The organism is Peptoniphilus sp. HMSC075B08 (assembly GCF_001815405.1).
Classification (GTDB): Bacteria; Bacillota; Clostridia; order Tissierellales; family Peptoniphilaceae; genus Peptoniphilus_A; species Peptoniphilus_A harei.
In genome coordinates, this window is record NZ_KV820450.1 from 104370 (window position 1) to 118144 (window position 13775).

The 13775-nt window shown below is 35.8% G+C and carries 13 protein-coding genes and 1 other annotated feature; of the genes, 9 read left to right on the forward strand and 4 right to left on the reverse strand.

Features of this window, described 5'->3' with window-relative positions:
- The 4 genes from HMPREF3023_RS05565 to HMPREF3023_RS05580 are packed head-to-tail and all read right to left on the reverse strand — an operon-like array spanning position 1 to position 4339.
- Positions 1–1341 (reverse strand): hypothetical protein, encoded by a 1341-nt coding sequence (locus HMPREF3023_RS05565; protein WP_083315528.1) that lies wholly within the window; start codon positions 1339–1341, stop codon positions 1–3.
- Entirely contained in the window at positions 1322–3130 is a 1809-nt protein-coding gene (locus HMPREF3023_RS05570; RefSeq protein WP_083315529.1) for a HAMP domain-containing sensor histidine kinase, read from the reverse strand. The genes HMPREF3023_RS05565 and HMPREF3023_RS05570 overlap by 20 nt, the downstream gene beginning before the upstream one ends.
- A complete protein-coding gene (locus HMPREF3023_RS05575) occupies positions 3130–3831 on the reverse strand; it encodes a response regulator transcription factor (RefSeq protein ID WP_070701555.1) in 702 nt (233 codons plus the stop codon). The genes HMPREF3023_RS05570 and HMPREF3023_RS05575 overlap by 1 nt, the downstream gene beginning before the upstream one ends.
- Positions 3832–3853: 22 nt before the next feature.
- Positions 3854–4339, reverse strand: coding sequence for an Lrp/AsnC family transcriptional regulator (locus HMPREF3023_RS05580; protein WP_070701557.1), 486 nt, complete (start codon positions 4337–4339; stop codon positions 3854–3856).
- A gap of 211 nt (positions 4340–4550) precedes the next feature.
- On the opposite strand from HMPREF3023_RS05580, the gene HMPREF3023_RS05585 reads away from it, so the two are divergent.
- The 9 genes from HMPREF3023_RS05585 to pepV all read left to right on the forward strand — a co-directional run bounded on the left by HMPREF3023_RS05585 (position 4551) and on the right by pepV (position 13733).
- Positions 4551–5123 (forward strand): GNAT family N-acetyltransferase, encoded by a 573-nt coding sequence (locus HMPREF3023_RS05585; RefSeq protein ID WP_070701559.1) that lies wholly within the window; start codon positions 4551–4553, stop codon positions 5121–5123.
- A 3-nt stretch (positions 5124–5126) separates the two neighbouring features.
- Complete coding sequence (locus HMPREF3023_RS05590) at positions 5127–6140, forward strand: DnaD domain protein (RefSeq protein WP_070701561.1); 1014 nt, start codon at positions 5127–5129, stop codon at positions 6138–6140.
- A complete protein-coding gene (locus HMPREF3023_RS05595) occupies positions 6115–7071 on the forward strand; it encodes an ATP-binding protein (protein WP_070701563.1) in 957 nt (318 codons plus the stop codon). The genes HMPREF3023_RS05590 and HMPREF3023_RS05595 overlap by 26 nt, the downstream gene beginning before the upstream one ends.
- Positions 7072–7096: 25 nt before the next feature.
- The gene (locus HMPREF3023_RS05600) at positions 7097–8293 is read left to right on the forward strand and encodes a pyridoxal phosphate-dependent aminotransferase (protein WP_070701565.1); all 1197 of its coding nucleotides are present in this window, start codon (positions 7097–7099) and stop codon (positions 8291–8293) included.
- Entirely contained in the window at positions 8286–8567 is a 282-nt protein-coding gene (locus HMPREF3023_RS05605) for a hypothetical protein (RefSeq protein WP_070701567.1), read from the forward strand. The genes HMPREF3023_RS05600 and HMPREF3023_RS05605 overlap by 8 nt, the downstream gene beginning before the upstream one ends.
- Positions 8568–8686: 119 nt before the next feature.
- A complete protein-coding gene (locus HMPREF3023_RS05610) occupies positions 8687–10291 on the forward strand; it encodes a potassium/proton antiporter (RefSeq protein WP_070701569.1) in 1605 nt (534 codons plus the stop codon).
- 22 nt (positions 10292–10313) lie between these two features.
- Positions 10314–10718, forward strand: coding sequence for a hypothetical protein (locus HMPREF3023_RS05615; protein ID WP_070701571.1), 405 nt, complete (start codon positions 10314–10316; stop codon positions 10716–10718).
- 46 nt (positions 10719–10764) lie between these two features.
- Positions 10765–10987, forward strand: a binding site (T-box leader).
- Positions 10988–11057: 70 nt separating this feature from the next.
- Positions 11058–12170: a 5-methyltetrahydropteroyltriglutamate--homocysteine S-methyltransferase gene (locus HMPREF3023_RS05620; RefSeq protein WP_070701573.1), complete on the forward strand. Its 1113-nt coding sequence runs from the start codon at positions 11058–11060 to the stop codon at positions 12168–12170.
- 183 nt (positions 12171–12353) lie between these two features.
- Positions 12354–13733 carry a dipeptidase PepV gene (gene pepV, locus HMPREF3023_RS05625; RefSeq protein WP_070701575.1) on the forward strand — a complete coding sequence of 460 codons (1380 nt, stop codon included), beginning with the start codon at positions 12354–12356 and terminating at the stop codon, positions 13731–13733.
- The last annotated feature ends 42 nt before the right edge of the window (positions 13734–13775 follow it).

Consider the following 13775-nt stretch of genomic DNA (forward strand, 5'->3'; position numbering starts at 1 on the left):
CTATCTCACCATCATCAAACTTCCGTCTTCAACATCAAAATAGTAGACGCTGCCCATGTAGGACATTTCATAAACAAGGCTAGGCTCCTCTGCCTGAGAACTACTGGAAATTAAGTAGACAAGACTTAGGTTATCTATGGATGATAAGATATCCATTACTGGCTTGTAGTCAAAAGTCTCCTTGTTCTTTTTTAAAATCTTGTGGATTCCCTCTATGTTAATTTTTTCCTTTTTATAAATTGGGTTGTTGTCTTTACGGATGTAGTATTCTCTATAATTTTTTACAAACTCAGAGTAGACGTCAATCTCTATAAAGCTGTGGTCCTTAGATGGAAGGACTAGGGGAATTTGCCCGTCCTTTAAGTTGAAGAAGAACCTGTAACCCAAATTGTCGTTGTAGTCGCAGGGCTCGATCTTCTCGAGATAAATCCCAGAGCTTATCCCAGTCTTTTGTGCAATAAATTCCACGGCCCTATCGAGAGACTTGTTGAGATCACGAGACTTGACATCAAAGAGAGACTCTAGAGAGTATTCAATGATCCCATCACTTGATAAAGACAAGTATTCATTTTCATATACATAGGTATTTTTTCCGTCTACAGACATTTCCCTAATGTAGTCAATGGGGATCCCCAAAAATCTCTCGGCCAAGTTGGACTTCATGCTCTCTTCCAAGTTGCTTAGACCAGAGACATAGGCAACCTTTTGTAAAGAGATGTAGTCTTCGTCGGGAATGTAAATATCCTTTTTTATACCATAGGCCTCGTAAAAGTTGACGGCCCTTATGCCCTTGGATTTGACTTCCTTTAAGATTTCTCCTATATCAAAGTCCACCTTAATGTCCACAAGCTTGTAGAAGTTTTTGCTGCCAGAAATATAAATTTCTCCAAGATTTGAAATGTAAATGGAGTCCACACTTAGGTTTATGTCGTTGGAGTTTCTCTTGTCTCCAATTAGGTTCACAAAAACAGAACCTGAAAGGGGAGAATTAAATTTAAAAACCAGGGATTCCTGTCTTTGGAGGTTTAAATACTCTTCTGTATCAATGAGTTTTAAATTTTCTGAATTTGCCTTTTGAAGCTTCTCAGAAATATTTTCTCCCGTCATTTTCCAATAGGGTCCAAGATCTGTTGTCATGTAATGGTCCCTGTCCCCAAAGTTTGCAATTAATCTTTGAGGAGTAAGAATCTCTTGCAAGAACTCATCTACTTCACCAATCTTCGCCTGGTCTTCAGACTTTGTGTCAAAGGAGAGCCAGAGGTTCTTGGATTGGAAGACCAAGAGGATCACTAGGCCTATTAAGATGAAGGTAGATGTTGGCTTAGGCAATTTCTTCATCATTGTCATCACCTTCACTTGCCTTAAAGAGGAGGGTAACAATAGTTCCCTCGCCAAATACAGAATTAATCTTTAGGCTTCCACCAAAGGATTTTATCATCTCGCTGGCAATGGAAAGACCAAGACCTGTTCCACCCATTTGCCTGCTCCTGCCCTTTTCAACCCTGTAAAATCTTTCGGATATCCTTGGAAGGTCTTCCTTAGGGATACCAATTCCATTGTCTGCTACCTTGATTTCTACAAGGTCATCTTTGTTTGTGGCATCAATTACAATTTTTCCATTTTCAGGAGTGTACTTGCAGGCATTGGAAATAATATTTGTGAGGATTTGGTCGGCGCCATTTCTTTCAGCGTAAATGTCCTTTATATCCATATCAATATTTAATTCAATCTTGTGATTTTTTTGAACTATTAAGATGGATTGAGACTCAATTGCTTCAGCAATAAACTCATAAGTGTCAATAGATTCCAGGCTAACATTGTCCTTGTTGTAGTCAATGTTAGAAAGATATAAGAGGTCTGTCACAATCCTAGACATCCTGGAGTTTTCCCTGTCAATAACCTTTAAAAAGTTTCTTTGTGAATCCTTATCAAGGTCGCTGTCAAGGAGGGTTTCTGTGTAGGACTTAATAGTTGTAATAGGAGTCTTTAACTCATGAGAGACGTTGGCAACAAATTCCTTACGCATAATATCTAGCATGTGCTCCTTGTCCACGTCTTGCAAAACAATAATAAGGCCTGAATTTATAAAGGTATCAGACTTGTAGGGAGCGTACTTGATCTTGTAAAAGGAGTTGGCAATTTTTGTCAGCTCTTCCCCCCTAAGGCTCTCCTCATTTTTGTAGTCAATATTATTAAGGTTAATGGACTTTAAGTTTATAACCCTATAAAAGTCCTTTTCTGAAATATTTAAAATCTTCTTGGCAATGGAGTTTGCGTGGATTAACCTGTTGTTTCTATCAATGGCAATTACACCTTCAGCCATATAATTGAAAATTGTGTCAAGCTTTGACCTCTCAAGGTCCATCTTCTCTATGGACTCACGAAGCTCCTTGGTTAAGAAGTTAAACATCATACCAAGTTCTCCAATCTCATCCTTGCTCTTGACCTCAATACTTTGGTTAAAGTTACCCTTGGCAAGGGCCTTGGCCTTCTTAGTGAGGGCACGAATAGGTCCAGTGATGGAATTGGCAATAAAATAACCAAGTATAGAAGTTGTGATAAGTGAGATCAAGGTTGCATAAGTAATAATAACCTTGGAGTCGTCTATTACAGAATAGATTGAGTTAAGGTTTCTCGTCATATAAATAATTGCAAGGATACTTCCGTCGCCAGATAGGATAGGTCTTGCAATATGTTTTTCCACGTCTTTTTGGTTTTCGTATTCCACAATTTTTTCCCTGGTCTTGCCAGAAGCTGCATCCATTACAAGTTTTGGTTCGATAAATTTTACTGAGTAAGCATCTTCTGATTCCTTTGGAGAAATATTTTCTGTACTGGCGAGAATCCTTGGAGCCTTATCTGGTGAAATAATATAGGCAGATTCTTCACTGGAAATACCCCAGTCTTTAAGCGTTGCGTCAAGCTGGGGTAGTGTTTCATAATTATTATCTTTAAAGAATGCCGATGTAGTTGTGGCAAGTGTATCCATGGTCCTAACCATAGAGGAAGTTGCAGTTTCTATTTGCACATTTTCCAGCCTATCGATGATAAAGGTAGACGCGATAAACATGGAAATAAGAACTAGGACTACATAAATCAAAATAAATCTAGACTTAATGGAGTGGTTCATTAGGATTCACCATTGTCTGATGCAAAGAAATAGCCAACTCCTCTTTTAGTCTTGATGTACTTAAAGCCCTTCTTATCATCTTCGATTTTTTCACGGAGTCTTCTAACAGTGACATCAACTGTTCTTATGTCGCCATAATATTCATACTCCCAAACTTCTTCAAGGAGCTCTTCTCTTGAGAAGACCCTACCTGGGTAGGAAGCCAAAAACTTTAGGAGTTCAAACTCACGAAGGGTAAGCTCAATCACTTCGTCGCCTCTTATGACTTGGTACTTGCTAAGGTCAATTTCAAGATCCATAACTTTTAAAATTGAAGGATCGTCATTTTTGTCTGGGCTATCAAACCTTCTTAGGACTGCCTTAACTCTTGCAAGGAGCTCCCTCATGGAGAAGGGTTTTACAACATAGTCGTCAGCCCCAAGCTCAAGGCCCAAGACCTTGTCAACCTCATCTTCTCTAGCTGTAAGCATAATCACAGGGACGTCTGATGTTTTTCTTATCTCCCTAAGGGCCTCAAAGCCGTTTAACTTTGGCATCATTATGTCAAGAATTATAAGGTCGTAATTATTTTCTTCTGCAAGGGCAATGGCTTCTTTTCCATTGCAACCTGTCTCAACAATATAGCCTTCCTTTTCAAAATTAAATTTAATAATATCAGATATTGCAGATTCGTCGTCTACAACAAGTATTTTCTCTTCCATTTAAAATCATCCTCTTTGTTAACTATTCAGTATCAACCCTGGTAAAAATTTCATCATTTCCCTTTTCAGAATAAAGGATAAGAAGGGTTTTAGTATCAAGTATTCCATCGATTTTTAAAATCATATCATAAAACCTTGTTAAGTCTGAAGTATTTATGGTCTTAATCCTTAACATTATACAGTGCTCGCCTGTAACCCTGTAGCATTCAAATATTTTAAATTTCTCGTCCTTTATCTCCATAATCTTTGAGATAAGTCCCTTGAAATCGTTGGTGTTGACCTTGCAGAGAACATAGGTGTCCACGTTGTAGCCAATCTTTTGCCAGTCCACAAGGACCTTATAGCCCTTGATGTAGCCAGCGTCTTCCATCTTATATATTCTTCTATGGATAGCAGGTCTTGTTAGATTTAATTTTTTTGAAATATCTTCGTGGCTCATGCGTCCATTTTTTCTCAAGAGCTCAAGGATTTCAACATCAATTTCATCTAAATTGTCATTTTTTCTCATAAAAAATCTCCCCTGTTACGAATTGTACAAATTTATTTATTAAGTGTAATTTTATTTTAACATAAATCACAAGAAATGAAATAAATTTAAACATTGTAAATATAAAAAAATATCTTTTTGATAAAGAGATAAAAATTTTTGTAGAATTTGAAAAAACTATACTTCTTTATAGACCAGTTAAAATAGTATATAATAATCAAAGGAGGCTCTTATGGAAAATAATCCAAAGCTTAGTTTTAGAAAGATGAACTTAGAAGATGTTTTTACTTTTAGAAATTGGGGCCGCAATGATTCGCCCCTCTTCATGGAGTATAATTTTATAGAAGAGTCTGAAGAAGATATAATAGAATGGTTTAAATGGAAGACTAAAAGGCCTCTCTCAGAATATTTTGTAATAGAAAGCGACGAGAGAATAATTGGTTACTTGTCACTAAAAAATATAAATAAAATTTTAAAGAAGGCAGAGCTTGGTGTGGTCTTAGACCCCAACTACATAAATCAGGGTATTGGAAAAAAGATTCTTGGCCTTTTTTTAACTTATTTAAAGGACAGGGGCTTTAAAAAAATAATTTTATTTGTTGCAGACTACAACAAGAGGGCAAAAAGATGTTATGAAGGGCTTGGTTTTAAAAAATCTTACAGCTTTCTCATGAAGTTTCCCAATGGGTCTTATGATGAAAATATACCTGACTTCTATGAGAACAAGTCTTCCTTTAAGATTATTTTAAATAAAACCTTTAACTACGCAATAAAGATGGACATAGACTTGGAAAGAGATTGGTGAAATATGTTTTTACTTGAAAGAAATAAATACGACCTTGGAGAGACTTCCATAGAGAATATATTTTTAAATGATTTTATGCCGGGAGCCAATGGCGAATTTGTAAAAGTTTATCTCTTGGGTTACAAGTTTGCCAAGGAAGGGAGAACTGGCATTACTAGCGAAAATCTTGCCGACTATCTTGGAATCCTTGAGTCCGATGTCAATAGGGCCTGGGCCTATTGGAAGAAGATGGGCATAGTTGAAATAGAAGATGACAAGGTTAAGTTTGTAAACCTAAAGGAACTTTACATCAAGAATGTCTACAACCTAAAGTCGGAGGAAAAGAAAAAGGACAAGGGTTATTCAGAAGTTGTGGAAAACCCAACCTATGCCAACCTTCTTACAAGGGCAGAGTTCCTCATGAGGGAACCCATTGCCCCCATGAAGAAGATTGACATAATAAATTGGATCACGGCCTACAACATGCCAGCCGATTTAATTGAAGAAGCCTTTTTTTATACAACAGAGATTAAGGGGATCTACAACATTTCTTATGTGGAACAAGTTGTGAGAAACTGGTCTAGAGATAACATTAGGACTATGGAAGATGTTGAACAGTCCTACATTGAGCATGACATAAAATATTATAGGTACAAAAAAATCATGAGATACATTGGAGTGGACAAGAAGTTTAGTCAAGTTGACTTTAACATTATTAACTCTTGGTTTGATGAATTTAAATTCTCAAAGGACTTGATCTTGGAAGCCTGCAAGAGGACTTCAAAGATTTCAAAACCCAATGTCAATTATGTTGATGCCATCCTTATGAAATGGAAAGAATTAGATATTAAGTCGCCAGAAGATGTTGAGGAAAAGGACCAAAAGAAAAGGAAGAGAAAGCCCACAGCCTTTCACAACTTTAAGCAAATAACAGATAATTATTCAGAAGACGACCTCTTTGATGTTGCTATGAAAAAGCAAAGAGAAGGTTTTAAAAAGCTAGGTGTTGATTATGGAACTGACGGCAAAGATAAGTAATTATTATGAAAACTTGAGGAGAAAAAATTCTGAAATCCATGAGAAAAGGCTAGAGGAAATTTACAAAAAAATTCCTGAAGTTAGGCAAATCGATGGTCTAATAAGGGACATTGCCCTAAGAGCGTCTATGGACCAGATTAAAAATCCCAATGCAGATAAGTCCCTTGAGGCATCAGAAAAGATATATAACTTAAAAATAAAGAAGATGGACTTCTTGGAAAAGAATGGCTATCCAAGGGACTACCTAGAAGAAATATATTCTTGCAAGGATTGTCACGACACAGGCATAAACGAAGATGACGAGAAGTGTCACTGCTTGAAGAAGTTAATTGTCTCAGAGCTTTATGACATGTCCTCAATTTCCTATATGCTTGATAGGGAGAACTTTGACAAGTTTGACTTAAATGTATTTTCTGAAAAAGTTTATGAAAAATATGATATGTCGCCAAGAGAAAACATGAAGAATATCCTGGCAATTTCTAAAAAATATATTAGAGACTTTGACGAGAAGAATGATTTAAACCTACTTCTTTGGGGGCCAACAGGCCAAGGCAAGACTTTTTTATTAAATTGCATTGCGTCTGAACTTATAAAAAAAGACGTCATTGTAATTTACCAGACAGCCTATGAGATTCTAAAGACCATAGAGGATAGGAAGTTTAAAAATATTGACGACGATAAGTACAATCTCTATTTTGAGGCAGACCTCTTAATAGTGGATGACTTGGGGATTGAGTTTGTAAATTCTTTTACAACCTCAGAGATTTTTAATATTATAAATACGAGACTTTTGCGTGGCAAGAAGACATTAATTTCTACTAACTTGTCACCAAAGGAATTGTCAGAAACCTACACTGACAGGGTATTTTCAAGAGTTTTTCAAAAATTTGTCCCAATTAAATTTTTTGGGCCAGACTTAAGATGGCAATGAGATAGAAGTATTGAAGGGAGAAAACATGAAATTATCAAAGAGAATTCAAAATGTTGAATATTCAGCAGTTAGAAAGTTGACGCCTTATGCAGATGCTGCAAAGGCAAGGGGAATAAAGATTTACGAATTAAATATTGGGGCGCCAGACATTGAGGTTCCAGATGTTTATTTTGATTCCTTTAAAAATGTTAAGAAGGGACCACTTCCTTATGCCCACGCCCAAGGCCTAGTTGAACTTAGGGAGGCAACTGCAAAATATTATAAAAACAGGGGAATAAATTTTGATGCCAAGGACATCTACATCACAAATGGTGCCAGTGAGGCCCTTTTATTTACCTTCCAAACAATTTGTGACGAAGGTGACGAGGTCCTAACAACTGACCCTTTCTATACAAATTACATGACAGTTTTTGAGCAACTTGGTATTGAACTTGAAGCCTTTAAGACTGATCCAAAAGAAGGTTTTGCCCTTCCAGAAATTGAAGAAATTGAAAAACACATCAATGACAAGACTGTGGCAATTTTGCTTTCAAACCCAACTAACCCAACAGGAGCTCTTTACTCTGAAGAAGAGATAATGAGGATAGTTGAGCTTGCAAAAAAACACGACCTATATATTGTTGCTGACGAAGTTTATAGGGAGTTTGTTTACGATGGCAATGCCTACAAGTCTTTTGGAGAAGTTAGTGGAATAGAAGAAAATCTAATTTTACTTGACTCTATATCCAAGAGATTTGGAGCTTGTGGTGCAAGAATTGGTTCCATTGCAACAAAAAATGATGAAATCAAGGATGCTATAAATAGACTTTGCAACTGCAGACTTGCATCACCAACTCTTGAACAAAGGGCAGCGGCAGAATTATATGGTATAGACAAATCCTACTTCGAAGAAGTTAACAAGGAATACCAAAAGAGACGTGACGTAATCTATGAAGAACTTATTAAGATTCCTGGAGTGACTGTAGAAAAACCAAAGGGAGCCTTTTATGTTATGCCTAAGCTTCCTGTTGACGACACAGAAAAATTTGCAATTTGGCTAATTGAGAACTTCCAAATTGATGGAGAAACTCTTATGTTTGCACCGGCTGCAGGCTTCTTTAAGAACAAGGAAGAAGGAAGGCAAATGGTTAGACTTGCCTTTGTCCTAAATGTAGACGATATAAGAAAGAGTATGAGAATTTTAAGAGAGGGCATGGAAGCCTATGCGAGGGAAAATGAATAGGGACAAGATTTTAAAAATTTTAGAGAAAATAATAATATTTTTAGTTACTCTTATAATGATTTCTGTCCTCGCAAATAATTATATAAAAGTGAGTCAGGGAGCCATAAAATCTAGCCTCAGGATGGCACAAATTGTTTTATCAGTTGCCATAGTTATCCTTACTTTAATTATGGCTGGCCTTACAAAGAACAAGAAGCTTTTCTTTGTCCTAGTTGGATTTTATATTTTGACTGGAGCCCTCTTCTATATATTTAAATCGGCAAACAGAATTTAAAAAATGAAATTATTTTTCACTTTAACAAGATAAAAATGTTATAATCACATTAAGAGGGGACTGCCTTTTGGCAGTTCCTTTTTAAAAATAGATTTTTCAAATTAGAAAGAGGAGAATTTATGAATCTATTATTAATAACAGTGATTCTTTTGTTGGCTATGATTGCCACAAAAATATCCAACAAGTCGGGTCTTCCTGCCCTACTACTTTTCTTGGCCTTGGGAGTTATCTTCTCGGCCTTGGGATATGATTTTAACAATTATAAGATTGCAGAAAATATTGCAACAATAGCCCTTATGATAATAATTTTTTATGGAGGATTTGGTACCAATTGGAATATGGGACGTGAAAGGGCAAGGGAGTCAATTATACTGGCAAGCCTTGGAGTCCTTGCAACTGCAATTATAACAGGAGTCTTTTGCCACTATGTCTTGAAGTTTGGCTTCTTAGAGTCCATGCTACTGGGTTCAGTTGTGGCATCAACAGACTACGCATCTGTATCAAATATACTTGTATCTAAAAACCTAAACTTAAAATACAAGACGGCATCCCTACTAGAAATCGAAAGTGGATCCAACGACCCCACTGCCTATACCATGACTATGGTCTTCTTATCCATGCTACTTGGCAGCGACCTTTCAGTCCCAATAATGGTATTAAAGCAAGTTGTCTTTGGACTTGCTGGTGGTTTCCTATTGGGATTTGTATTTATGAAACTTATAGAAAAACTCTCCCTTGACGAAGATGGACTTTTTTCAGTTTTTATAGCAACGCTAATGATAGGGACTTATGCCCTTACCCAAACACTTGGAGGAAATGGATTCTTGGCCCTTTACGTTCTTGGAATTTACATTGGTAATCATGAATTTAAGAAAAAGAGAGACGTTGTATTCTTCTTTGACGGACTATCAACAATTTTTCAAATTGCCATGTTCTTCTTATTGGGATTACTATCAGATATACATTTAATTGGTCAAGCCCTACCTATTGGTTTTATACTTGCAATCTTTATGCTAATAGTGGCAAGACCACTTTCAGTATTTGGATTAATGGCACCCTTTAAGCTTAAGAAGAACCAACTTACAATAATTTCCTTGGCAGGACTAAGGGGAGCAGCTGCCATTGCCTTTGCCATAATGGTGGTAAACAGTGGAGTGACTTTATCCATAGACATCTTCCACATAGTTTTTGTAATTTGTATTTTTTCACTCCTTATCCAAGGGACAGTCCTTCCCTTTGCGACTAAGAAGGTGGACATGTATGATCCAGACGACTCAGTCTTGAGGACCTTTAACTATTATTCAGACAAGACAGATATTGGATTTATCAAAACTCAGGTTACAAAAATATCGCCTTGGGTAAATAAAAAAATATCAGACATTGAACTTGCCTTTAACGTCATAATTGCAAAAATAGAGAGAGACCACAAGAGCATTGTCCCAAGAGGCAACACCTACCTAAGAGATGGAGATATACTTGTCCTTGGAGGAGAAACTTACTTTGACTACGCAGGAGAAGACCTTCTTGAGATAAAAATTTCTGAAACTCATGATTGGGCAGGCAAGAGGGTCAAGGACCTTCACATAAGAAAAGATGAACTCATAATTATGGTTCAAAGACCAGGTGGAGAGATAATTGTCCCAAGGGGAGATACCCTTCTAAATCCTGGTGACAGGGCAATAATCTCTAGGGAGATAAATGAAATAGAAGATCCAGCAAAGTAAAGATAGTTAGAAAGGAGAAAATATGTCACAAGAAAAAGAACTTAGAGAAGCGAGAGAAAGCTTATTAGACCTTAAAAATGAAATCGACAAGACTATTAAGCTCACAGAAAGCGCATCAAGGTGGGGAATCTTTGACCTTTTTGCAGACTCTGGAATAGTTGGCATGGTAAAGAGGGGTAAGATAAAAGACATCAACAGAGGCCTTGACCGAGTTAGAGATAAATTATTAGTGGCAAAAAATGAATTAAATGATATTAGGATTGATCTTGACGATGAGATCTCTGATTCAACTTATGATTTTTTTGTAGATGTAATTTTTGACAACATCTTTACAGACCTTCGTGTTAACAGAGAAATAAAAGAAATTAGAGGAAATTTGGAAGACTTATCTGACAGGGTTGACGAACTTCTAAATAAAATTAATTAAAAAAGTCTTGACAGGTAAAATTAATGATGCTAACATTATAGAAAATTTAAACCATTTGAAGAGAAGAGTAATCCATCTTGGAATTTTACAGAGAAGCCCGTTTAGCTGAGAGGGTCAAAGGAAGATGTGGATGAACATGGCCTCTGATGGGATTAGTCGATATTAGACTTTTCCGGGAGCTCCCGTTATAGAGATAGAGTATGTTGGTACTTGAGAGTGGCATTCCTTATGCAAAATAGGTGGTAACGCGGAAATAATTCGTCCTTATTGTTTTTTATAAACAGTAAGGACTTTTTTTTATACATTCTCAAGATGGATTTTAGAAAAAGGAGAAAGAAAATGACAAAAATTTTAGCACCAAGTAAGTTCGACGTTGTAGGATCTTTTTTGAGACCAAGAGATTTAAAAATCGCAAGAGAAAAGTTTTCTAAGGGAGAAATTTCAGGAGAAGAACTTAAAAAAGTAGAAGATAGAGAAATCGAAAAGCTTGTGAAAAAGCAAAAAGAAGCAGGACTTAAGATTATTTCTGATGGAGAGTTTAGAAGATCCTGGTGGCACTATGACTTCTTCTGGGGACTTGAAGGGATAGAAAAATACACATTGAGCCAAGATGAACTCATCCACTTCCATGGAGAAACCCTAAGACCTGACGGAGTAAAAATTGTCGGAAAAATTGGAGGTAAAAACCACCCCTTCCTAGACCACTACAAGTTTGTAAAAGAGTTTGAAGATGAAAATACTGTGGCAAAACAAACAATTCCATCACCTGCCCAACTTTTAAGGGGAGTTTACAATCAAATAAAAAAAGGCAATCCTTACGAAGATGTAGAAGAATTTATCAAGGATGTGGCAGAAGCCTATGGAGAATTTTTTCAAGAAATTTATAACATTGGCTGTAGAAACCTTCAACTTGATGACTGTGCTTGGGGAAGTGTAGTAGACCCAAACTTTGCAGAAAGATTTCATGTTGATGCCAAAAGCGTAGAAGAATTAAAAGAAGAATACTTAAAAATAAATAATGATGCAATAGAAAAAGCACCAGAAGGACTTAACATCACAACACATATTTGTAGAGGAAACTACAAATCACATTACGCATCAGAAGGATCCTATGACTCAGTTGCAGATTATGTCCTAGCAAGAGAAAAGGTATCAGCCTTTTATCTAGAATACGACGACGAAAGATCAGGAGACTTCAAGGCCCTTGCCAAAATTCCAGCAGGCAAGAAAGTTGTCCTTGGCATAGTTACATCAAAAAGACCAGAACTTGAAGACAAGGATGAGTTAATTGCAAGAATTAAAGAAGCCGCAAATTATATTCCTCTAGAAAATATTTGTATCTCACCCCAATGTGGATTCTCATCAACAGAAGAAGGCAACGCAGTGACAGAAGAAGACCAATGGAAGAAGATAGCCCTATTAAAAGAAGTTGCAGAAGAAGTTTTTATTTAATAATTGACAATTAAAAAAAAACATAATATAATTAATTTAACAAGTTAAAGAAGCACTGCTTCAAATTGCATGGATTATTAACACTAATTCAATAAACAATTTGAGACCCAGTAGAATATTTAGGTTATGCCTATTATTTTGCTGGGTTATTTTATTATTGATTGTAATAAAGGAGTCTGAAAAGTGGAACTACAAAAATTTGTTGATAAAGAAAAGGAACAGATGATAAATACTTTATCAGAAGTTATTAAAATTGATAGTGTTAGAGGTGAAGAAAGAGAAGGTGCACCTTTTGGAGAAGGACCAAAAAATTGTTTGAATTTTGTCTTAGATAAATCTAAAGACATGGGTTTTAAGATTGAAAATGTAGACAATTATATGGGATGGGCAGAATATGGTGAAGGTGACGAAAGTATTGCTGTTTTGGGTCACCTTGATGTGGTACCAGCAGGAAATGGTTGGTCTAAGAATCCTTTTAGTGGTGATATTGAAAATGGAAACATACATGGAAGGGGCGCCGTTGATGATAAGGGTCCAATAATTGCATGTTTATACGCATTAAACGCAATAAAAAAATCAGAGCTACCTTTAAAAAGAAGAATAAAGATTTTATTCGGAACTAATGAAGAAACAGGATCTGAAGATATTAAGTATTATTTAAATAATGGTGGGGAAATTCCTGTTTGCGGATTTACACCAGATGGAGAGTTTCCGTTAATCAATGGAGAAAAAGGAATAATAAACGTTACTTTTAGAAGAATATTTAAACAATCGGGTAAACTAATTCTAAAAAAGATAAGTGGTGGAACTGCTTTTAATGTAGTGCCAGCTGAATCAATAGCAGAATTTTTGTGTGACAATGAATTAAAAGAAGATGCCAAAAAAATTTTTAAATCCAATGACAAGGTTTGCCTAAAAGAAACAGAATCTGGATTCATATTGATAGCTAAAGGAGTTGAAGCTCATGCTTCAACACCAGAAAAGGGAGAAAATGCTATTGGGAATTTATTAAGTGCCATAAAAAAATTGCCACTTGATAAAGATTTAAGAGGAGTTATAAGTTTTGTTTCTGAAAGCATAGGGTTGGAAACTGATGGAAAATCATTGGGTATTAGCTTATCTGATGATATTTCTGGAAAACTATCTTTAAATCTAGGTTTAATTGAGGGAAATAGTGACCATATAGATATAAAGATTAACTACAGATACCCTGTTACAAAATCTTATGAAGATTGTGCACCATTATGCGATCAAAAATTTAAACAAGCTGGATTTGAAAAAATCTCTGAAACTCATAAAAAATCATTATATATTGATGAAAACTCAGACTTTATAAAAATTTTGTTGAGTGTTTACGAAGAAAAAACTAGTCTAAAAGGAGTGACTAAAAGTATAGGAGGTGGTACTTATGCTAAAGCTATTCCAAATGTAGTGGCTTTTGGACCTATTTTTCCAGGAGATGTAATCAGGGAACATCTACCGAATGAATTTTTAGAAATAGAAAAACTACATTTGTGCATGGATATTTATGCAGAAGCTATGTATAGATTGGCTAATAAATAATAAATTTGTAAAGGAGGTAAAAATGAAAATTACAGACGTAAA